Raw genomic sequence first — 20,685 nt, 5'->3', positions numbered from 1 at the left:
CCTGGGACTACAGCCAGCCCTTCTCGCGGGCGATTCTCACCGCGTCCGCGCGGTTGCGGGCCGCCAGTTTCTGGATGGCGGTCGAGAGGTAGTTGCGGACCGTGCCCTGGGAGAGGTGGAGGCGGGTGGCCAGTTCGGCGTTGGTCGCGCCGTCCGCCGCCTCGCGGAGCACGTCGCGTTCGCGGTCCGTGAGGGGGTCGGCGCCCTCCGCAAGCGCGGCGGCCGCGAGGGCCGGGTCGATGACCTTCTCGCCGGCGAGGACCTTGCGCACGGCCTCGGCGAGCTGGGCGGCCGGGGCGTCCTTGACCAGGAAGGCCGAGGCGCCGGACTCCATCGCGCGGCGCAGGTAGCCGGGGCGGCCGAACGTCGTGAGGATGACGACCTTCAAGTCCGGGAAGGCGGCCTGGAGTTGCTCCGCCGCCTCCAGGCCCGTCGCGCCCGGCATCTCGATGTCGAGGAGGGCCACATCGGGGGCGTGGGCGCGCACCGCGTCGAGCACCTCGTCGCCGCGGGCGGCCTGGGCGACCACCTCGATGTCGGGCTCCAGGCCGAGCAGCGCCGCGAGCGCTTCGCGGACCATGGACTGGTCTTCGGCGAGGAGAACCTTGATCGGGGAGGGGGTCATAGGTCGGATCCTAGAGGTGCGCCCGTTTCCGGCGGCGGCGAGGCGTGGTCCGAGGCGGCGGACCCCAGCGGCACCCGGGCCGCCAGGCGGAAGCCTTTGCGGCCCGGGCCCGCCTCCAAGGTGCCGTCGACGGCCGCGAGGCGTTCGCCGAGGCCCGTCAGACCGTTGCCCTGCGTCCCGGATCCGCCCGAACCGTCGTCCTCCACGACGAGTTCGCACACCGGCCCGTCCAGCGTCTGCCGGCCGGCCAGGTCCACCGTGCAGCGGCGGGCCCCCGAGTGGCGTACGACGTTCGTGACCGCCTCGCGCAGCGCCCAGGCGAGCGCCTCCTCCACGGGCTCGGGCAGCGCCGGGGCCACGGCCGGCACGGTCGCGGCGATCCCGGCCGCCGCCAACACCGTGCGCGCACCGGCCAGTTCCTCCGAGAGCTTCGCCCTGCGATAGCCCGTGACCGCTTCCCGTACATCCACGAGCGCCTGGCGGCTGACGCGTTCGATGTCCGCGACCTGCTCGGCCGCCTTGTCGGGGTGGGCGGGGAGCATCCGGCCCGCCAGCTCGCTCTTGAGCGTGATCAGGGAGAGCGAGTGGCCGAGGAGGTCGTGCAAGTCCCGTGCCAGGCGCAGCCGTTCCTCGTTCGCGGCGAGCTCCGCGACCGTCGCACGGGCCTCGCGCAGCTCGATCGTGGTGCGCACGAGCTGGCGGATGCCGCACATCGCGAAGCCGATCATGAAGGTGAGAAGGCCGAGCGAGGCCACCACCTCGCCGACCGGCTCGGTGCGGGTGCCGATCAGGATCATCGTGGCGGTGACCAGCGGAATCGCCCAGCGCGCAGCCCGGAAGGGCAGCACCGCGCCCATCGCCACGGAGACGTAGACGAAGATCCCCAGCCACGCGTCGCCCAGGCTGTACGCGAGCACCGAGCCGAGCGCGTACAGGAAGACCAGGGACGCGCCCGGGACCAGCCAGGCGTCGACGCGGGAGGTGAAGCGGAAGACCAGCGAGAGATACGTGGCGACGAAGACGGCGAGGCCGAGCCAGCCCAGAATCGTGGCGGGCGCGCCGTGTTCGCGGTGGACCAGGTCCATCACCGGGGAGGCGAGGAAGACCAGCCAGATGCCGATCCACAGGATCTTGGAGAGGGCCACCCTGAGGTTCGCCGGCGGCCGGCCGATGGGGATCTCGATGTCGTCGGCGGCGGCCGCCGCACGGCCTCGGTCGTCAGCGGCACCTGCCGCACGGTCGTCCGCTGTCACGCCTTCAGCGCATCCTTCCGGTACAGCCATGCCGCCCCGCCCACGAAGAGCGCGAAGTACACGGCGAGAGTCGCGAGATCGCGGGCGCCCGGCGCGTGGCCGAGTTCGATGGCCTGGCCGAGCGCCGCGTACGCGTGGGTGGGGAGCCATTCGGCGATGTCCCGCAGCCACTGCGGGAAGGTCGTCATCGGCATCCACAGGCCGCCGAGCATCGACAGACCGAAGTAGACGATCATCGTCAGCGGCCGCACCGCGTCACCGGTCGCGAGATAGCCGAGGGCCACGCCGAGCGCCGCGAAGACCAGGCTGCCCGCCCAGACGGTGCCGGTGAGCGCCAACCACTGCCAGGCCGCCAGCTGCACGTCCTTGGCGAATGCGGCGACCACGAAGACCACGACGATGGACGGCAGGCTGACCACGGCCGCGCTCGCCGTCTTGGCGAGCACATAGCCGCGCCCCGGCAGCGCGGTCAGGCGCAGCTGGCGCACCCAGCCGCTCTCGCGCTCCTTGGCGATGCGTTCGCTGTTGCCCATCAGGACGGCCGTCAGGGCTCCGAAGGAGGCCATGGACACCATCATGTACGTGGGGACGGTGAGACCGCTGATCCGCTCGGTGCTGTCGGCATTTCCCGCGATCAGCAGGAAGAGCGCCGACGGGTAGATCACCGAGAAGAACAGGAACTTGCGGTTGCGCAGCGCCCGGATCAGTTCGAGCCGGATCAGCGCGCGGGAGGTGAAGGTGTTCATGCCGTCCTGGCCTCCTCGGCCTGAGTGAGGGCGACGAAGGCCTGTTCCAGGCCGAGTCCTGCGACCTCGAGGTTGTGGGGGTAGAGCCCTGTCGCGTACAGCGCGTGGACCGTGGCATCGGCGTCGTGGGACCTGAGCCGGACCGTACGGCCCGAGATCTCGAGGGAGCCGACGGCGGGGAGCGCACGCAGGGCGGCCTCGTCCACGGCGGTGTCGAGGTCGAAGGACACCTTGCGCGCACCGGCCTTCGCCTTGATCTCGGCGGCCGTGCCGTCCGCGAGGAGCCGGCCGCGGTGCAGCACGAGGACGCGGTCGGCGATCGCGTCGGCCTCTTCGAGGTAGTGCGTGGCGAACAGGACGGTGCGGCCCGCGGCGGCCTGTTCGCGCATGGTGGCCCAGAAGTCCTGGCGGCTGGTGACGTCCATGCCGGTGGTCGGCTCGTCGAGCACGATCAGGTCGCTGTCGCCGGCCGTGGCGAGGGCGAACCGTACGCGCTGCTCCTGGCCGCCGGAGAGCTTGTTCACCTTGCGGCCGGCGATCTGGGCGAGACCGGCCCGGGTGAGCACCTGGTCCACGGGATACGGACGGGGGTGCAGCGCGCAGGCCAGCTCCACCAGCTCCCGTACGGTGACGTCCTCCATCAGCCCGCCGCTCTGCAGCATCGCGCCGATCCGTCCCGCCACGACCGCCTCGCGGGGCGTCGTGCCGAAGACCTCGACGGTGCCGCTGTCGGCGGGCCGCAGCCCGAGGAGCAGATCGAGGGTGGTGGACTTCCCGGCGCCGTTGGGGCCGAGCAGGGCGACGGTTTCGCCGGGGTGCAGTGCGAAGGTGAGGCCGTCGACCGCGCGGACGGTGCCGTAGCTCTTGGTCACGCTGTCGAAGAGCACGGCCCCGGTGCGCCGGGCGGCGGTGATCGCTGAGGTCGTCATGTGATCCACGATCACTCCGTATGGGGTGCGCCCGGCAGTGCCGGCGGTCGTGGGTCCGGCATGACAGGTGTCATACGGGGGGGCCGCGGGTGGCGGACGAAGTGGTGTCGTACGAGGTGGGCGCGGTGCCGCACAAGGTGGCCGGGGGCCGCGGGGTGGGGCTGACACCCGGTGGGCCCGGGGGGCCGCTCCAATGTGTCCGCACTCTGTCGCGGCGAAGCTGAACTGGCCTTTCACGTAAGCCAGTTGGAGGATTCGATGTCTGCTCGGCCGTCCCCTCAGCCGCCCACTCGCCCCGACGCCCCCATCAGTCGGACCCGACGCACCCGACGCACCCGCCACCGGGCCGCCGCGCTGCGGGCCGGTGCGGCCCTGGTCTGCTGCGGGCTGCTCCTGGGGACGGCGGCCACCACTGCCGCCGCCCAGGCGCCGCCGTCGGCCGCGCACGAGCGGGAGGCGCCGTCCCACGGGCGCGGCACCCTGGTGTCGGCCGAGAAGCTGTACACGCTCGCCTCGCCGGCCGCCGTCGCCGCCGAGCTGCGGCAGGCCGGTTTCGCGGCCGGTGACGCCCGGCACGGGGTGACCGCCCACCGGCTCGTCTACCGGACCGTGGACACCCAGGGCCGGCCCACCACCGCGAGCGGGCTGCTCGTCCTGCCGCTGAACGGCGAGCGCCGCCTCGCCGCGGTCTCCTTCGCGCACGGCACCGGCAGCCACAAGGACGACTCCCCCTCCATGCGCCGGGCCGCCTTCGTCTCCGCGCCGGTGATCGCCCACGCCGCCGCGGGCGCGGCCGCGGTGGGGCCCGACTACCTGGGGATGGGCAAGGGGCCGGGCCTGCACCCCTGGATGGACATCCCGTCCGAGACCACGGCCTCGCTCGACATGCTCAGGGCCGCCCGCTCGTTCGCGCCGCGCACAGGACGGACCCTGGAGCGCGAGGTCCAGGTCACCGGCTTCTCGCAGGGCGCCTCGGCGGCCCTGGCCCTCGGCCGCGCGCTGCAGAGCGGCGCCGACCCGTACTTCCGGCTCGGCGCGCTCGCACCCATCAGCGGCGCGTACGACTTCGGCGGCACGGAGCTGCCCGCGCTGCTCGAAGGGCGCGTGGAGGCCAAGTCCGGTGTGCTGTACACGGCGTACGCGCTGGTGGCCTTCAACCGGCTGCACCCGTTCTACGACGATCCCGCCGAGGTCTTCCGTGCCCCCTACGACCGCACGGTGGAGGCGCTCTTCGACGGCGCGCACACCGGCGAGCAGCTGATGCGCGGCACACCCGGCACGGTCGACGAGCTCCTGACCCCGCACGGGCGTGCGCTGCTCGCCCGCCCGGCGGGCGGTCTCGCCGAGGCGCTGCGCGGGACCGACGGCGTCTGCAAGGACTGGGCGCCGCGGGTGCCGACGCGGCTCTACATGGCCTCCGGAGACGAGCAGGCCGTCACGGAGAACACCGACCGGTGCCAGGAGTGGCTGCGCGACGAGGGCGCCCGGGTACCGGTCGTCGATCTGGGCGCCGTCGACTACGCGGGCTCACGCCATCTGGGGGCGAACCTGGCGGGCACCACGGCGGTGGTGCGGTGGTTCGAGCAGCTGCGGCGGTCGTGAAGCGGGCGAGCCCGGCGCGACAGGTGTCGCACCGGGCTCGCCCGGACCTTCAGGACCGGATCAGCTGGGGTTCGTCTCGATCGTGACGGTGCGCTCCGCCTCGGTCTTGCCGCGCAGCGCCTGGCGGACCGCCACGATGACGTCCTTCTCGTTGAGCGCCGTCTTCTGGCCGGTGCCCCGCGTGATCATGACGCCGTCGAAGGTCGAACCGTAGAGACCCTTGAGCACGGTCTCGTCGTACTTCTCGGTGAGCTTGCCTTCGGGCGTCGCCACCACCTTGACGAACTTGTAGATCGACTTCTCCGGAGAGAACTGGACGAACTGCCCGCTGTCCACCCGGATCGTGATCATCCCGGACATCGCCGGAGTCGCGAACTCCTTCATCATCCGGTCGACTTCTTCCTTGGCCACCTTCGGTGCGGCCGTGGAGACCGGCAGTTCGACCGCGGCGCGCTCGCCCGTCTCGACCTGCTGGCGGTACGCCGCCTCTATGGCCGCGACCGAACCCTGCGGGTTGATCCGCTTGCCTTCCTTGCCGTACACGGGCGTCGCCTTGCCCGGCGAGAAGGTGATGCCGCCCTCGCCCGACGAGGTGGAGCCCGAGATGCGCTCCAGGGCGTCCGTCAGCTTCTCCTCGTCGACCGGCATCTCGGGCTCGATCTCCCGCTCGCCGCCGAACAGCGAGCCGATCACCGAGACCGGGTTGTAGTCGCTGCCTGCCGCCGCGCGCACGGTGGCCTGGGTGTCGAGCGAGAGGCCCGCCTGCTCGGGTTCGAGCTCGGCCTTCTTGCCCGCCACGGTGAGTTCGAGCGGCTGCGTGGTGCGCTTGCCGAGCGCCGCGTCCAGCTTCTTGACCGCGTCGTCGCGGGTGCCGCCGCCGATGTCCACGCCGAGCACGGTGGTGCCCTTGGGCACGTCGGAGTGGTTCATCAGGAGACCGGCGCCGTACGCGACACCGAGCAGGCCGATGACACCGCTCGCCGCGAGGACCAGCTTGCTGCGGCCCTTCTTCGCGGGGCGCGGGCTGCTCGCGGCCGGAGCGGGCGCCGGCGGTTCGGCAACCGGCGGGCTCTGCGCGCCGAACGGGCTGGGCGGCGCGCCCTGACCAGGCGGCACCACCGGGATGCCGCTGGTCAGCGTGGAGCCGGAGACCTGACCCGGCGCCGGGATCGGCGCGGGCGCGGGGGCCGGCTTCTGCGGAGTGAGGACGGCGGTGTCATCGCTCATCCGCGGCGGCTCGGCGGCGGGCGTACCCGGAAAGGCCGGCTTGCGGAAGGGGGTCGGCGGCGCGCCCGCGCCGGTCGCCGGCCCCGTGGTGGGACCGGACGGGGCGGCGGGTGTGCCGGGGACCATCGGGCCCTGGCCGTTCGGACCGCCGAGCGTGCTGCCGGGCGGACCACCGGCGGGACGGTTGCCCGCGGCTCCGGGCGGACCGCCGGCGGGACGGTTGCCCGCGGCTCCGGGCGGACCGCCCGCGGCAGGGTTCCCCGCGGCGCCGGGCCGCGGGCCCGAGGGTGAACTCGGGGGCGCACCACGGCCGGTGTCGCCGGCGAGGTCGCTCAGACCGCTCTTCGGGCGCGGGGCCTCCTGCGGGGTCTCGGGCACGGACCCGTTGCGATACGGAAGGTCGCCGCGCGGCGCGGGGCCCGAGGACTGGCCGCCCGTGGTGGCCGGGCCGCCCGCGCCGGAACCCTTGGCTCCCGGCGCCGGCTTGCGCGGCGCGAACCAGTCGCTGGCCTTCTCGTCGCTCTTGTCCGCGGCCGGCGGCTCCGGCTCGGGGGCCGGCTCGGGCGCGGCCTCGGCCTTGGGCACACCGGGGATGTCCTGGGTGGACGAGGAGCCGCCCTCGCCCATCGGCTTGCGCATCACGACGGGCGGGATCGGCCGCGATCCGGGGATGTTGATCCGGATGCGCGTGGTCAGCGTGGTCTGCGTCTCGGGCTCGTCGGCCGGCGGCTGCGGCGGTTCCATGCGGTCCGCGTCGAAGCCCGCGTCCGGCCCGCCCGACGGAGTTCCGTACGCGGGCGTGCCCGAGGGATAGGCGGCACCTCCGCGCCCCTGGGGCCCGGAGGACGGACTGTCTGTTTCACGACTCAAGGCAGGTTCTCCCGATCGGCTTCACCGCCCGGCCTTCGTCACTCCGGGGCTCGTTTCCCGAGTCCCGTTCTGCAAACGACCGTATGTGGACGGCCCGGCGGCGCGCACCACCATACTGGCCGCGCCCCGGCGGCATCGTGTGACCGTCGGCAAATACGGACGGATCAGACTTCGTAAGTCGTACGTCACTTGGCAAGTCGGGCAGCTAGTCCGCCTGGTTGCGACGGTGCGCCAAGGGTGGCGGACATCACAGCAACTGCCATACCGCCGAGGAGATAGAGGTACGAACTCGCTCCTGAGCCGAAGACGAAATCGCCCTCCGGCCGGGTGGTGGTCAGGAACAGCACGGTGAGCAGCCAGCCCACACCGGGCGCGAATGCCCCCGAACGCGCGCCGAGCGCCCGCGCACCCCCGTAGAAGAGTCCGGCCGCACCGAGCAGCGAGAGCAGCAACCCGGCCGGGAACCAGGCGGATTGGAGCAGCGCACCCGCGACGCCGACGGCGGCGCCCAGGACGACGAGCAGGACATGGACGAGCACACGCAGCCCCGTGGACATGCGCGGCGCCGGCTCCTGGGCGGGCTGCTCGGGCTTCGGTCCGCCGCTCGCGCGGGAGGGCTTCGGTCCGCCGCTCGCACGAGACGGCTTCGACGGCTTGGGCCCGCCGCTCGCACGCGACGGCTTCGGGGTGCTCATGCGTTCTCCTCCTCCAGCGGCAGGCCGGCGAAGAGATCGTCCTCCAGCTGTCCTGCGGATGCGCCGAGCTCTCCTCGTACCAACTCGTAGTACTCGTCGGCGAAGAGCGGCTGCGCCAGATTATTGGAGAGCGCGAACCACGGTTCGACCACCTCGACCTGGGTGGCGTGGGCGCGCATCGCGGCGGCCTTGGCGGCGCCGTACGGGCCCGCCTCGATCTTCGTCGTGACGGCCGCGTCGTCGACGACACCCGGCACGTCACCGATCACGGCGGCCTGGGACCAGGGCAGATGGCCGAGCGCGCCGCGCAGCACCTCGAAGCGCTCCTCGGCCACCGAGCGCGGCACGCGGTTGTAGTAGACCTTGGCGATGGTGTGCGCCGGGCCGAGGTCGCGGCGGAAGGCCGGCTCGGCCGCGAGGTCCGCGGCGCGCAGGGCCACGCGGTGGGCCTGGATGTGGTCGGGGTGACCGTAGCCGCCGTTCTCGTCGTACGTGACGAGGACCTGGGGGCGCACCTCGCGGATCACCGCGACCAGTTCGGCCGCCGCCTCGTCGAGGTCGGCGCCCCAGAAGCCCGAGTCGTTGGTGGCCAGGCCCATCATCCCGGAGTCGCGGAAGCGCCCCGGGCCGCCGAGGAAGCGGTGGTCGATGACGCCCAGCTCCTTCATGGCGCGGTCGAGTTCACCGATGCGGTGGGTGCCCAGGGTGTTCTCGCGGTCGGGCGCCAGGTGGGCGAGATCGGCCGGAATGACCTCGCCCTCCTCGCCGAGCGTGCAGGTCACGAGCGTGACCTCGGCACCCTCGGCCGCATACCTGGCCATGGTGGTGCCGTTGTTGATCGACTCGTCGTCGGGGTGCGCGTGCACCAGGAGGAGCCGGCGGCTCTCCGGCGGTGCGGGCTGTTCGGTCATGGGGCAAGCGTACGAGGCGCCCGGCGCCCGGCCCCTGGTCAGAAGCGGATGTCGCTCAGCATCCCCGCGATATTGGTGGTCACGTCGCTGATGGTCGGGGCGACCGAGGAGCTCGCCAGGTAGAAGCCGAGCAGGATGCAGACGATCGCATGCATCGCGTTCAGACCGGACTTCTTGATGAAGATGACGACGAGGATCGCAAACAGCACCACCGCCGAGATCGAGAGTGCCACGCGGCCGCCTCCAAGCATCAAGTTCCATGACCCGTAAGGCAGTACGGGCCCCGCCAGGTTCCTACCACCCAGCGCTACGGATCATAACTTTCCGTACCAACGCATGGATGGTGCATGGCAGCACATGGGGGCGCACGCATTCCGGACACTGCCGTCGGCGAGGGCCTGGCGCGGGTGTGCTCGCAGGGAGGCGTACCGGCGCCCGGATCAGTAGCCTCGGGGGATGACATCCGGACAGCAGTCTTTCCCCCGCCGGCATGCGCGTACTCAGCGGTTCTCCCTCGGTACTCCGCGCGCGTTCACCGTGTCACCCGATGGAGAGCGCGTGACCTTCCTGCGGTCCCGTTCGGGTACGGATCGGGCGAATCTGCTGTGGGTGCTTGACGTGGAGGACGGTACGGAGCGGATCGCCGCGGACCCGGACGTGCTGCTGGGCGGCGCCGTGGAGCAGCTGCCCGCCGCCGAGCGCCAACGGCGCGAGCGCAGCCGGGATTTCAGCGCGGGTGTCGTGGCGTACGCGACCGACGCGGCGGCGGAGCTGGCGTCCTTCGCCCTGTCGGGGCGGCTCTTCACGGCGGAGCTGCGCGCCGGCACCGCCCGTGAACTGCGCGTTCCCGGTCCGGTGATCGATCCGCGGCCCTCGCCCGACGGCCGGCTCGTCGCGTATGTCGCCCAGGGGGCGCTGCGGGTGGTCGGCGCCGAGGGCGAGGGAGACGTGGCGCTCGCGGAGCCCGAGGGACCCGAAGTCACGTACGGCCTCGCGGAGTTCATCGCCGCCGAGGAGATGCAGCGCCACCGGGGCTTTTGGTGGTCGCCCGAGTCCGACCGGCTGCTCGCCGCCCGGGTCGACAACTCCCCTGTTCAGCGCTGGTGGATGGCCGATCCCGCGCACCCCGAGAACGGTCCCGTACAGGTCGCGTACCCGGCGGCGGGCACACCCAACGCCGAGGTGCGGCTGTTCGTGCTCGGCCTGGACGGTGCGCGCACCGAGGTGAACTGGGACCGGGACCGCTACCCGTATCTGGCCCGGGTGCACTGGTCGTCGGCGGGTGCGCCGCTGCTCCTCGTACAGACCCGTGACCAGGCCGGTCAGGTGTATCTGGCGGCGAACCCGGACGACGGCTCGACGCGGATGGTGCACGCGGACGAGGACCCGGCATGGCTTGAACTGTTCGTCGGCACCCCCGCCTGGTCGCCGAGCGGCCGCCTCGTACGGATCGCGGACGAGGGCGGGGCGCGGGTCCTGAGCGTGGGCGGGCGTCCGCTGACCGGACCCCAGTTGCAGGTGCGTGCGGTGCTGGACATCGGCGAGAGCGATGTCCTGATCCAGGCGTCCGCGGGCGAGGAGGCCGCCGCCCCGGAGACCGGCGAGGTGCATGTCTACCGGGTCAACGAGCTGGGTGTGGAACGGATTTCGCAGGACCCGGGCGTGCACTCCGCGGTCCGCTCCGGCTCCGTCACGGTCCTCGTCTCGGCCCGGCCGGGACACCCCGGCGCGCAGGCGCAGGTCCTGAAGGACGGCAAGCAGAAGGCGGTCGTCGCGTCGTACGCGGAGCAGCCGGGGATCACCCCGCGCATGACCCTGACCGAGGCGGGCGAACGGCGCATCCCGTGCGCCGTCCTGCTCCCCACCGGCTATACGGAGGGGGACGGACCCCTGCCGGTGCTCCTCGATCCGTACGGCGGTCCGCACCATGCCCGCGTGGTCGCCGCGCACGATCCGTATCTCACCTCGCAGTGGTTCGCGGACCAGGGCTTCGCCGTGGTGATCGCGGACAACCGCGGTACACCGGGCCGCAGTCCCGCCTGGGAGAAGGTGATCAAGAACGATCTGGCGGCGGTGGTCCTGCAGGACCAGGTCGACGCGCTGCACGCGCTCGCTGCACGGTTCCCCCTGGATCTGGAGCGCGTGGCGATCCGCGGCTGGTCCTTCGGCGGCTATCTCGCCGGGCTCGCGGTCCTGCGCCGCCCGGATGTCTTCCATGCGGCGATCGCGGGCGCCCCGGTCACGGACCAGCGCCTGTACGACACCCACTACACGGAGCGCTATCTCGGCGATCCGGCCGAGCAGCCCGCCGTGTACGCGGAGAACTCCCTGGTCACCGACGAGGGCCTGTCGGGCGCGGCGGAGCCGGCCCGGCCGCTGATGATCGTGCACGGCCTCGCGGACGACAACGTCGTCGTGGCGCACTCGCTGCGGCTCTCCTCCGCGCTGCTCGCCGCGGGCCGGCCGCACGAGGTGCTGCCGCTGTCGGGAGTCACGCATGCGACACCGCAGGAGCAGGTGGCGGAGAATCTGCTGCTGCTCCAAGTGGACTTCCTCAAGCGGTCGCTGGGGCTCGGCTGAGCCCCGCGGTCACCAGCCCGGCGGCAGCGAGGAGGGTGGCGGCGGTCCGTATGTGCCGTCGGCGGGATCCCACCCTCCGTACGTCTCCTCCTCGCGGCGCTCGCGCCCGCGCAGCAGCACGAGCAGGGCCACGAGGCCGGCCAGTGCGTAGAAGAGCTGGCTGAGCACGTCCAGCTGGACCCTCAGGGGCGCGTCGAACAGCCCGTCGAACCGGTCGGTCTCCACGATCCAGCCGATCCCGGCGGCCCCGAACACCAGATAGACGGTGGCGGCCGTCATCCCCAGGGCGCGGCCGAACGAGGCGTGCTGCAGCGCGGCCACCGCCGCGACCAGGGCGAACAGCGAGGCCGACCAGACCAGCCAGCCGATCGGCGGATCGAGCACCGAGGTCAACGAGACGTCCCCGACGAGCAGTTCGCGGTACTGCCGCCAGCCGCCGTCGGCGTCGAGGGCCGTGTGCACCTGCCAGGCGCCGCTCACGGCGGCCGCCGCGCCCAGGAAGATGAAGGCCGTGGCCGCGGCGGCGTTGGTGGGCCGCGGCGGTTCCTGCTCGACGTCGAAGGTGTACGAGTAGGAGGCGGACTCCCCGGCGGGGCGGCGTCCGAAGGCCGCGAGCAGCAGCAGGATCACCCCGAGCCCGACGGTGGCGGCGGCGCCCGCGAGCAGCCGGACCCGGATGTCGATGGCGCCGAACCGCTCCTCGTCCATCAGGAGCCAGACGCTGGGGGCGCGCGAGAAGACCGCGAGCACTCCGGCCGCCACGAGCGAGGAGGTGGCCGAGGGCGAGCTCACCGCGGTCACGGCGACAACGGCGCAGACGAGGAAGAGCACGAGGTCGATCAGGCTGGAGTAGAGGATCAGCTGGACCTCGGGCTGAAGCCCGATCCACAGCCGCCAGACCGGTTCGGCGCTCTTCGCCTCGTACAGATCGCGCACGATCCAGCCGGCACTGATCAGCGCGATCAGCGCCGACGCCACGGATCCGGTGATCCGCGCTCCCCGGGTGAGTATCTGCGGCTGCCCCATAGGCCGCGATACTCCCGCTGTGGGCGGCAATGGACAAGGGGGCCCACATGAGCCGGACGGAAAGACGATCGGCCGGGGCGACATGGCGTGCCCCGGCCGATCTACGGCACCCGCACGGCCGTACGCGCATCATCGTGACCCGCTCGTGATTCGCGGTTGCGACACCCAAGTTGCCTGCGTGTTAACGCACTTGGTGCCGGAGCATCACGATTCGTCCGACTCCGGGACCACCTGCTTCTCCTCGGCGAAGTGGCAGGCCGACGGATGGGCCGTGGGCCCGCCCTCGAGGCGGAACACGGCCGGCACCGCGAGCTCCGGCACCTCCAGCTCGCACCGCTCCTGCGCCTTCCAGCACCGCGTACGGAACCGGCAGCCCGAGGGCGGATTGGCCGGCGAGGGCACATCGCCGCTGAGGATGATCCGCTCGCGGTGCAGCCGCGCGTCCGGGTCGGGGACGGGCACGGCGGACAGGAGCGCCTGGGTGTAGGGGTGCGTCGGGTGGTCGTAGATCTCCCGATCGCTGCCGATCTCCACGAGCCGGCCGAGGTACATGACCCCGACCCGGTCGGAGATGTGCCGCACGATCGACAGGTCGTGCGCGATGAACACGTACGACAGGCCGAACTCGTCCTGCAGCTTCTCCAGGAGGTTCACGACCTGCGCCTGCACGGAGACGTCGAGCGCCGAGACCGGCTCGTCCGCCACGATGATCTCGGGCCGCAGCGCCAGCCCGCGCGCGATGCCGATGCGCTGGCGCTGACCGCCGGAGAACTGGTGCGGATAGCGGTTGATGTACTCGGGGTTGAGACCGACCACATCGAGCAGTTCCTGCACCTTCTGCCGCCGCGAGCCCTTCGGCGCGACCTCGGGGTGGATCTCGTACGGCTCCCCGATGATGTCGCCCACGGTCATGCGGGGGTTGAGGGAGGTGTAAGGGTCCTGGAACACCATCTGGATGTTGCGGCGCACCGCCTTGAGCGCGCGCCCCGACAGCTTGGTGATGTCCTCGCCCTTGTAGCGGATCTCCCCCGCCGTGGGCTGCTCCAGATTCACGAGCAGCTTGGCGACCGTCGACTTGCCGCAGCCGGACTCGCCCACGATGCCGAGGGTCTCGCCCGCGCCGAGGTCGAAGTCCACGCCGTCCACGGCCTTGACCGCGCCGATCTGCTTCTTGAAGAGGATCCCCTGGGTCAGCGGGAAGTGCTTGACCAGGCCGCGCACTTCAAGGATCGGCTCGGCCGTCGGCGTGGGATGCGCGTCGGCGATCTCCTTCGTCAGCTCAGGCATCGCGCAGCGTCTCCTTCCAGAAGTGACAGGCGCTCTGCCGGTCCTCGGACACCTGGGCGAGCGGCGGTACGTCGGTGCGGCAGACGTCCTGGGCGCGCGGGCAGCGGGGGTTGAAGGCACAGCCGGGCGGGATCGCCATCAGGTTGGGCGGAAGACCCTTGATCGCGTAGAGCTCCTGGCCCTTCTGGTCCAGGCGCGGGATCGATTCGAGCAGGCCCTTGGTGTACGGGTGGGCCGGGGCCTTGTAGATGTCGTGGACGGGGGCGCGTTCGACGATCCGGCCCGCGTACATCACCGCGATCTTGTCGGCCACGTCCGCCACCACGCCGAGGTCGTGCGTGATGAGGATCAGGCCCATGTTGAGCTCGCGCTGGAGCTCCGCGAGCAGATCCATGACCTGGGCCTGGACGGTGACGTCGAGCGCCGTGGTGGGCTCGTCCGCGATGATCAGGGCGGGTTCGAGCGCGAGCGCCATCGCGATCATGATGCGCTGGCGCATACCGCCGGAGAACTGGTGCGGGTACTGCGAGACCCGCTCCTTCGCGGCCGGGATCCGCACCCGGTCCATCAGCTCGATGGACTTGGCCCGCGCGTCCTTCTTGGACATCCCGCGATGCACGATGAACATCTCGCCGAGCTGGTCGCCCACGCTCAGGACGGGGTTGAGCGAGCTCAGCGCGTCCTGGAAGATCATCGCCATCTCGGCGCCGCGCACCTTGCGCCGCTCGTCCTCCTTCATCTTGAGCAGGTCCTTGCCCTGAAAGAGGATCTCCCCGCCCGTGATCTTGCCGGGCGGCATGTCGAGGATGCCCATGATGGCCTGCGCCGTCACGGACTTGCCCGAGCCGGACTCGCCGAGCACGGCGAGGGTCTCGCCCGCGTCGACCTCGTAGGTCACGCCGTTGACGGCCTTGGCCACGCCGTCGCGCGTACGGAACTCCACCTGCAGATCGCGCACTTCGAGCAGCATGCGACGTCTCACCTCAGCTTCGGGTCGAGGGCGTCGCGCACCGCGTCGCCGAGCATGATGAACGCGAGCACGGTGATGCTCAGGGCGCCGGCGGGCCACAGCAGTTCATGCGGATAGTTGCGGATGTACTGCGAGGCGTTGGAGATGTCGATGCCCCACGAGACCGTCGGCGGCCGCAGGCCCACACCCAGATACGAGAGCGTCGCCTCGAGCGCGATGTACGTACCGAGCGCGATGGTCGCGACCACGATCACGGGCGCGATCGCGTTGGGCGCCACATGCCTCAGGAGCATCCGCGAGTTGGAGGCGCCGAGTGCCCGCGCGGCCTGCACGTAGTCGTTCTGCTTGGCGGTGATCACCGCGCCTCTGGCGATACGGGAGATCTGCGGCCAGCCGAGCAGGATCATGAAGCCGACCACCGGCCAGATGGTCGAGGAGACCACCACGGACAGGAAGACCAGACCGCCGAGGATCACCGGGATCGCGAAGAACACATCCGCGAGCCGCGAGAGCAGCCCGTCCCACCAGCCGCCGAAGAAGCCGGCCAGACCGCCCATCAGCGAGCCGAGGATGGCCACGCCGAGCGTGGCGCAGATACCGACGGCGATCGAGGCGCGGGCCCCGTACACCGTCCTCGTATAGACATCGCAGCCCTGCGCGTCGTAGCCGAAGGGATGGCCCGAGGTCGCGGACTCGTGCGCCTTGGACAGCTGGCAGGAGTTGGGGTCGCCGCTGGCGATCAGCGAGGGCCACAGCGAGATGACGATCAGGAAGAGGATCAGGAGCGAGGAGATGATGAAGACCGGGTTGCGGCGCAGCTGGTGCCAGGCGTCGGTCCACAGGCTGCGGGCCTTCTCCTGCGGTCCGGTGCCGAGCGGGCCGCCCGGGTTCTTCTCCAGCGTCTCCGCTTCGCTCATCGCCAGGTCCATCGCTCCGCCTGCTCCGGTCGGCGCGATGGCGTCCTTGGCGACGTCCTTGGGGTCGTAGGCCTCAGGCATAACGGATCCTCGGGTCCAGGACCGCATACAGCAGGTCGACAAGGAGGTTGGCCACCAGGAAGACGAGCACGAGGATCGTCACGAAGCCGACCACGGTCGGGGTGTTGCCGCGCAGGATGCCGTTGTAGAGCTGGTAGCCCACGCCGTGGATGTTGAAGATCCGCTCGGTGACGATCGCGCCGCCCATGAGGGCGCCGATGTCCGCACCGATGAAGGTGACCACCGGGATCAGCGAGTTGCGAAGGAGGTGCTTGGTGATCACCCGCCGCCGCGGAAGGCCCTTCGCCACCGCCGTACGCACATAGTCGGCGCGGGCGTTCTCCGCGATCGACGTCCGCGTCAGGCGCGTGACGTATGCGAGGGAGACGAGGGCGAGCACGATGCCCGGCAGGATCAGCTCGTTGAGGGGTGCGTCGGTTGAGACCGTGGGCCGCACCCAGCCGAGCTTCAGGCCGAAGAGGTACTGCAGGAGATAGCCGGAGACGAAGGTCGGGACCGAGATCACGATCAGCGTGAGCACCAGCAGCGAGGTGTCGAGCGGACGGCCCCGCTTGAGACCACTGACCACGCCGAGGGCGATGCCGACGACGATCTCGATGACGATCGCGACCAGGGTCAGCTTCGCCGTCACCGGGAAGGCCGTGGCCATCAGTTCCGTGACCTTCTGCCCGTTGAACGCGGTGCCGAAGTCGCCCCGGAAGATATTGCCCATGTAGTGCAGGTATTGCTGCCACAAGGGCTTGTCGAGGCCGAGATCCTCGCGGATGCGCGCGGCCGTCGCCGGGTCGGGCGCCTTGTCGCCGAACAGCGCCGCGACCGGGTCGCCGAGCGCGTACACCATGACGAAGATCAGGAAGGTCGCTCCGATGAACACCGGGATCATCTGGAGCAGCCGCCGGATCACGTAGCGTCCCATGACAGCTCCGGGGGTCGGGGAAGGGGCCGCCCCGAAACGGGCGGCCCCTCAAGGGGAGTGGGTCAGTTGACCTTGATCTGGTCGTAGACCGGGACGCTGAACTGGTTGAGGGTCACATCCGAGACCTGGTCCGAGTAGCCGGCCGAACCGTTCTGGTACCAGAGCGGGATCGCGGGCATCTGCTCGGCGAGGATCTTCTCGGCGTTCTGGAAGTCCTCGGTGGCCTTGGCCTGGTCGGTCTCCTGGTTCGCCTTGTCCACCAGGTCGTTGAAGGCCTTGTTGTCGAACTTGCCGTAGTTCGACGAGCCGTTCTTGTAGTACAGCGGCTGCAGGAAGTTCTGGATCAGCGGGTAGTCCGCCTGCCAGCCCGAACGGAACGGGCCGGTGAACTTGTAGGCGCCCAGCTGGTTCTTGAAGTCGGCGAAGGTGCCGATCGGGTTGACCGTGCAGCTGCCCTTGCCGAGCGCGTTGTTGATGGAGTTGCAGACCGCGTCCATCCACACCCGGTGCGATCCGGTGTCCACGTTCGAGGAGATGGTGATCTTCCCGCCGGGCAGCCCGCCGCCCTCCGCGACCAGCTTCTTGGCCTCGTCCGGGTTGTACGTGCAGGCGTCGCCGCACACGTCCTTGTAGCCGCCCTTGTCGCCGAGCGCGGCCGAGGTCCAGTCCTTCGCGGGGGTACGGGTCTCCTCGAAGATCTGCTTGGTGATCTCGTCGCGGTTGATCGCCATGGACAGACCACGGCGGACCTTCTCCATGCCGGCCTTGGACCAGTTCGCCTCGTACATCGGGAAGACCAGCGTCTGGATGATCAGCGCGGGCTGGTTGATGTACCGGTCGCCGAGGTCGGCCTTGACGTTCTTGAGCTGCTGCGCCGGCACGTCGTCGACGAGGTCGAGGTTGCCGGCCATGAGGTCGGTGTAGGCGGTGTTGTTGTCGGTGTAGACCTTGAGGTCCACACCGCCGTTCCGCGCCTTGTCCTCGCCCTTGTACCCGTCCCAGGCGCGGAGCTTCATCTCCGAGCCCTTCGCGTACGAGTCGACGGTGTACGGGCCGTTGCCGATGGGCTTGGACAGCCAGGCGTCGTGGTCCTTGAAGAAGGCCTCGGGCAGCGGCGAGAAGGCCTGGTAGCCGAGGGTCTCGGGCCAGGTCGAGAACTTGTCCTTGAGCTCGACCGTGAAGGTCTTGTCGTCCTTGACGACCAGGCCCGACATGGTCTTGGCCTTGGCCGCGCCGCCCTCGGGGTGGACCTCGTCGTAGCCCTTGATGTTGGAGAAGAACGGCGCGTTGTTCTGCTTGTTGTCCACGTGGGCGCCGTAGTTCCAGGCGTCGACGAAGGACTTGGCCGTGACCTTCTCACCGTTGCTGAACGTCCAGCCGTCCTTGATCGTGACGGTGAAGTTCTGCGAGTCGGTGGTCTCGATCTTCTCGGCGATCAGGTCCTGGGCCTCGCCGGACTTCGGGTCGTACTTCTTCAGACCCCGGAAGAGCATGTCGAGGACCTTGCCGCCCTGCACCTCGTTGGTGTTCGCGGGCTCGAGCGGGTTCTGCGGGTCACCCCATGAGGACCGCACGATGCCGGAGCCGTCACCGCTCCCGCCGCCGCTGCCGCCGCCACCGCAGGCGGTCGCCGCCAGCGCTACGGTCACCGCGCATGCGGCCCACTTGGCGTGTGTGGCTCCACGCATGGAGTGCCTCCTTGTCAGGCCTGAACTCAGTTACGGCCCAATACACCCCAAATGGGTCGATTCCGCACGTCGACGGAGGCTTTCCGAGTGCACTCCCACTGGAACGCAGGAACCCCCGGACGCCCATCAGGACATCCGGGGGTTCCGCGCGGTACGGGTTACGCCGCGTGCACGACGTCCTTCTCCTCGGCGAAGTGGCAGGCCGACTCGTGGGCGGCCGGCGTGTCCTTGCCGACGAAGCGCTGCGGGATGGCGAGCAGCGGCACCTCAGTGGCGCACTTGTCCTCGGCCTTCCAGCAGCGGGTGCGGAAGCGGCAGCCCGACGGCGGGTTGGCCGGCGACGGGACGTCGCCGGTGAGGATGATGCGCTCGCGGCCCTCGCGGGACTCCGGGTCCGGCACGGGCACCGCGGAGAGCAGCGCCTGCGTGTACGGGTGGGTCGGGTGGTCGTAGATCTGGGTGTCGGTCCCGATCTCGGCCATCTTGCCCAGGTACATCACGCCGACGCGGTCGGAGATGTGCCGGACGATCGACAGGTCGTGCGCGATGAAGATGTAGGAGAGGTTGAACTCGTCCTGCAGCTTCTCCATCAGGTTGATGACCTGCGCCTGCACCGATACGTCGAGCGCGGAGACCGGCTCGTCGCAGATGATGATCTCCGGGTTGAGCGCGAGGCCGCGGGCGATGCCGATGCGCTGGCGCTGACCGCCGGAGAACTGGTGCGGGTAGCGGTTGATGTACTCGGGGTTGAGACCGACGACGTCGAGAAGGTCCTGGACCTTCTTGCGCCGGTCACCCTTCGGGGCCACCTCGGGGTGGATGTCGAAGGGCTCCCCGATGATGTCGCCGACCGTCATACGCGGGTTCAGCGAGGTGTACGGGTCCTGGAACACCATCTGGATGTTGCGGCGCACGGCCTTGAGCGCGCGCCCCGACAGCTTGGTGATGTCCTGGCCCTTGTAGAAGACCTCGCCGGCCGTGGCGGACTCCAGCATCATCAGGAGCTTGGCAACGGTGGACTTGCCACAGCCGGACTCGCCCACGATGCCGAGGGTCTCGCCCTGGTAGAGGTCGAAGGAGACCCCGTCCACGGCCTTGACCGCGCCGACCTGCTTCTTGAAGAGGATGCCCTGGGTCAGCGGGAAGTGCTTGACCAGGTTGCGCACCTGCAGGATCGGCTCACCGCGCTCGACGGGGGCCTCGATGGCCGCGACGGCCTCCTCGGCGGTGGCGGCGTCGACCGTCTCCACCTCGGTGACGTTGGGAGTGGCGTCCACAGCCTCATCCTTCTTGCTCAGCTCAGCCATGGATCGTCTCCTTCCAGAAGTGGCACGCGCTGCCGCGGCCGGGCAGCTCGCCGCCGTCGCGCTCGGTCACCGGGATCAGCGCCGGGATGTCCGTACGGCAGACGTCCTGGGCCTGCGGGCAGCGCGGGTTGAAGGCGCAGCCGCTCGGGATCCGCGTCAGGTTGGGCGGCAGACCCTTGATCGCGTAGAGCTCCGAGCCCTTCTGGTCCAGGCGCGGGATCGACTCGAGCAGACCCTTGGTGTAGGGGTGCGCCGGGCGCTTGTACAGCTCGTGCACCGGTGCGGTCTCGACGATCCGGCCCGCGTACATCACGGCGATCTTGTCCGCGACGTCGGCGACGACGCCGAGGTCGTGGGTGATCAGGATCAGACCCATGTTGTACTCGCGCTGCAGCTCCGCGAGGAGGTCCATGACCTGGGCCTGGACGGTCACGTCGAGCGCCGTGGTGGGCTCGTCCGCGATGATCAGGTCCGGCTCCAGGGCCAGGGCCATGGCGATCATGATGCGCTGGCGCATACCGCCGGAGAACTGGTGGGGGTAGTCGTTGACCCGCGCGCTCGCGGCGGGAATCTTGACCCTGTCCATCAGCTCGATGGCCTTGGCCTTGGCCTCCTTCTTGGAGAGACCCTGGTGCACGCGGAACATCTCGCCGAGCTGGTAGCCCACGGAGAGCACCGGGTTGAGCGAGGAGAGCGCGTCCTGGAAGATCATCGCGATCTTCTGGCCGCGGATCTTGCGCCGCTCGTCGTTGGACATCTTCAGCATGTCCTGCCCGCGGAAGAAGATCTCTCCCTTGGGGATACGGCCCGGCGGCATGTCCAGGATGCCCATGATCGCCTGAGCGGTCACGGACTTGCCGGAGCCGGACTCGCCGAGGACGGCGAGGGTCTCGCCGGCGCTGACGGTGTAGTTCACACCGTTCACGGCCTTGGCGACACCGTCGCGGGTGCTGAACTCCACGTGCAGATCGCGGACTTCGAGCAGGGGTCCGCCGTCGTCCTGCGGGCCTCGGGGGCCCGGGACGGTCGACGCCTTGTCGATGGTGGTCACAACG

18 protein-coding genes are annotated in these 20,685 nt (G+C 70.4%); 2 read left to right on the top strand and 16 right to left on the bottom strand.

Annotated elements, in window-relative coordinates:
• Nucleotides 1-7 precede the first annotated feature (7 nt).
• The 4 genes from H9Y04_RS00610 to H9Y04_RS00595 are packed head-to-tail and all read right to left on the bottom strand — an operon-like array spanning nt 8 to nt 3,553.
• The gene (locus tag H9Y04_RS00610; protein ID WP_187811604.1) at nt 8-625 is read right to left on the bottom strand and encodes a response regulator transcription factor; all 618 of its coding nucleotides are present in this window, start codon (nt 623-625) and stop codon (nt 8-10) included.
• Nucleotides 622-1,878 (bottom strand): sensor histidine kinase, encoded by a 1,257-nt coding sequence (locus H9Y04_RS00605; RefSeq protein WP_438818052.1) that lies wholly within the window; start codon nt 1,876-1,878, stop codon nt 622-624. The genes H9Y04_RS00610 and H9Y04_RS00605 overlap by 4 nt, the downstream gene beginning before the upstream one ends.
• Entirely contained in the window at nt 1,875-2,624 is a 750-nt protein-coding gene (locus H9Y04_RS00600) for an ABC transporter permease (protein WP_187811602.1), read from the bottom strand. The genes H9Y04_RS00605 and H9Y04_RS00600 overlap by 4 nt, the downstream gene beginning before the upstream one ends.
• Entirely contained in the window at nt 2,621-3,553 is a 933-nt protein-coding gene (locus H9Y04_RS00595; RefSeq protein WP_187811601.1) for an ABC transporter ATP-binding protein, read from the bottom strand. The genes H9Y04_RS00600 and H9Y04_RS00595 overlap by 4 nt, the downstream gene beginning before the upstream one ends.
• A 258-nt stretch (nt 3,554-3,811) precedes the next feature.
• Here H9Y04_RS00595 and H9Y04_RS00590 point away from each other — a divergent pair, with 258 nt between their 5' ends.
• Nucleotides 3,812-5,155, top strand: a complete 1,344-nt coding sequence (locus tag H9Y04_RS00590) for a lipase (protein ID WP_236070485.1) — start codon at nt 3,812-3,814, stop codon at nt 5,153-5,155.
• Nucleotides 5,156-5,215: 60 nt separating this feature from the next.
• On the opposite strand, the gene H9Y04_RS00585 is transcribed toward H9Y04_RS00590, so the two are convergent.
• The 4 genes from H9Y04_RS00585 to H9Y04_RS00570 all read right to left on the bottom strand — a co-directional run bounded on the left by H9Y04_RS00585 (nt 5,216) and on the right by H9Y04_RS00570 (nt 9,091).
• A complete protein-coding gene (locus H9Y04_RS00585; RefSeq protein WP_187811600.1) occupies nt 5,216-7,252 on the bottom strand; it encodes a hypothetical protein in 2,037 nt (678 codons plus the stop codon).
• A 185-nt stretch (nt 7,253-7,437) separates the two neighbouring features.
• Nucleotides 7,438-7,809 carry a DUF6113 family protein gene (locus H9Y04_RS00580; protein WP_187811854.1) on the bottom strand — a complete coding sequence of 124 codons (372 nt, stop codon included), beginning with the start codon at nt 7,807-7,809 and terminating at the stop codon, nt 7,438-7,440.
• 134 nt (nt 7,810-7,943) lie between these two features.
• Nucleotides 7,944-8,858, bottom strand: a complete 915-nt coding sequence (mshB, locus tag H9Y04_RS00575; RefSeq protein ID WP_187811599.1) for an N-acetyl-1-D-myo-inositol-2-amino-2-deoxy-alpha-D-glucopyranoside deacetylase — start codon at nt 8,856-8,858, stop codon at nt 7,944-7,946.
• Nucleotides 8,859-8,896: 38 nt separating this feature from the next.
• Nucleotides 8,897-9,091, bottom strand: coding sequence for a hypothetical protein (locus H9Y04_RS00570; RefSeq protein WP_187811598.1), 195 nt, complete (start codon nt 9,089-9,091; stop codon nt 8,897-8,899).
• Between the two features lie 223 nt (nt 9,092-9,314).
• Between H9Y04_RS00570 and H9Y04_RS00565 the strand changes: the two genes are divergently transcribed.
• Nucleotides 9,315-11,438 carry a S9 family peptidase gene (locus H9Y04_RS00565; protein ID WP_187811597.1) on the top strand — a complete coding sequence of 708 codons (2,124 nt, stop codon included), beginning with the start codon at nt 9,315-9,317 and terminating at the stop codon, nt 11,436-11,438.
• Nucleotides 11,439-11,447: 9 nt separating this feature from the next.
• Here H9Y04_RS00565 and H9Y04_RS00560 read toward each other — a convergent pair whose 3' ends face one another.
• The 8 genes from H9Y04_RS00560 to H9Y04_RS00525 all read right to left on the bottom strand — a co-directional run bounded on the left by H9Y04_RS00560 (nt 11,448) and on the right by H9Y04_RS00525 (nt 20,681).
• Nucleotides 11,448-12,464, bottom strand: coding sequence for a hypothetical protein (locus H9Y04_RS00560; RefSeq protein WP_187811596.1), 1,017 nt, complete (start codon nt 12,462-12,464; stop codon nt 11,448-11,450).
• A 204-nt stretch (nt 12,465-12,668) separates the two neighbouring features.
• Nucleotides 12,669-13,751: an ABC transporter ATP-binding protein gene (locus tag H9Y04_RS00555; protein ID WP_187811595.1), complete on the bottom strand. Its 1,083-nt coding sequence runs from the start codon at nt 13,749-13,751 to the stop codon at nt 12,669-12,671.
• Nucleotides 13,744-14,721 carry an ABC transporter ATP-binding protein gene (locus H9Y04_RS00550; RefSeq protein ID WP_187811594.1) on the bottom strand — a complete coding sequence of 326 codons (978 nt, stop codon included), beginning with the start codon at nt 14,719-14,721 and terminating at the stop codon, nt 13,744-13,746. Before H9Y04_RS00550 ends, H9Y04_RS00555 begins: the two co-directional genes overlap by 8 nt.
• An 8-nt stretch (nt 14,722-14,729) precedes the next feature.
• Nucleotides 14,730-15,719: an ABC transporter permease gene (locus tag H9Y04_RS00545; RefSeq protein WP_187811593.1), complete on the bottom strand. Its 990-nt coding sequence runs from the start codon at nt 15,717-15,719 to the stop codon at nt 14,730-14,732.
• Nucleotides 15,712-16,635, bottom strand: a complete 924-nt coding sequence (locus tag H9Y04_RS00540) for an ABC transporter permease (RefSeq protein ID WP_187811592.1) — start codon at nt 16,633-16,635, stop codon at nt 15,712-15,714. Before H9Y04_RS00540 ends, H9Y04_RS00545 begins: the two co-directional genes overlap by 8 nt.
• Before the next feature lie 62 nt (nt 16,636-16,697).
• Nucleotides 16,698-18,323, bottom strand: coding sequence for a peptide ABC transporter substrate-binding protein (locus H9Y04_RS00535; protein ID WP_187811591.1), 1,626 nt, complete (start codon nt 18,321-18,323; stop codon nt 16,698-16,700).
• Between the two features lie 158 nt (nt 18,324-18,481).
• Nucleotides 18,482-19,630 (bottom strand): ABC transporter ATP-binding protein, encoded by a 1,149-nt coding sequence (locus tag H9Y04_RS00530; RefSeq protein ID WP_187811590.1) that lies wholly within the window; start codon nt 19,628-19,630, stop codon nt 18,482-18,484.
• A complete protein-coding gene (locus H9Y04_RS00525) occupies nt 19,623-20,681 on the bottom strand; it encodes an ABC transporter ATP-binding protein (protein WP_187811589.1) in 1,059 nt (352 codons plus the stop codon). The genes H9Y04_RS00530 and H9Y04_RS00525 overlap by 8 nt, the downstream gene beginning before the upstream one ends.
• Between the last annotated feature and the right edge of the window lie 4 nt (nt 20,682-20,685).

The sequence above is a fragment of the Streptomyces polyasparticus genome (assembly GCF_014493765.1).
Classification (GTDB): Bacteria; Actinomycetota; Actinomycetes; order Streptomycetales; family Streptomycetaceae; genus Streptomyces; species Streptomyces polyasparticus.
This window is presented reverse-complemented; position numbering and strand designations above follow the sequence as displayed.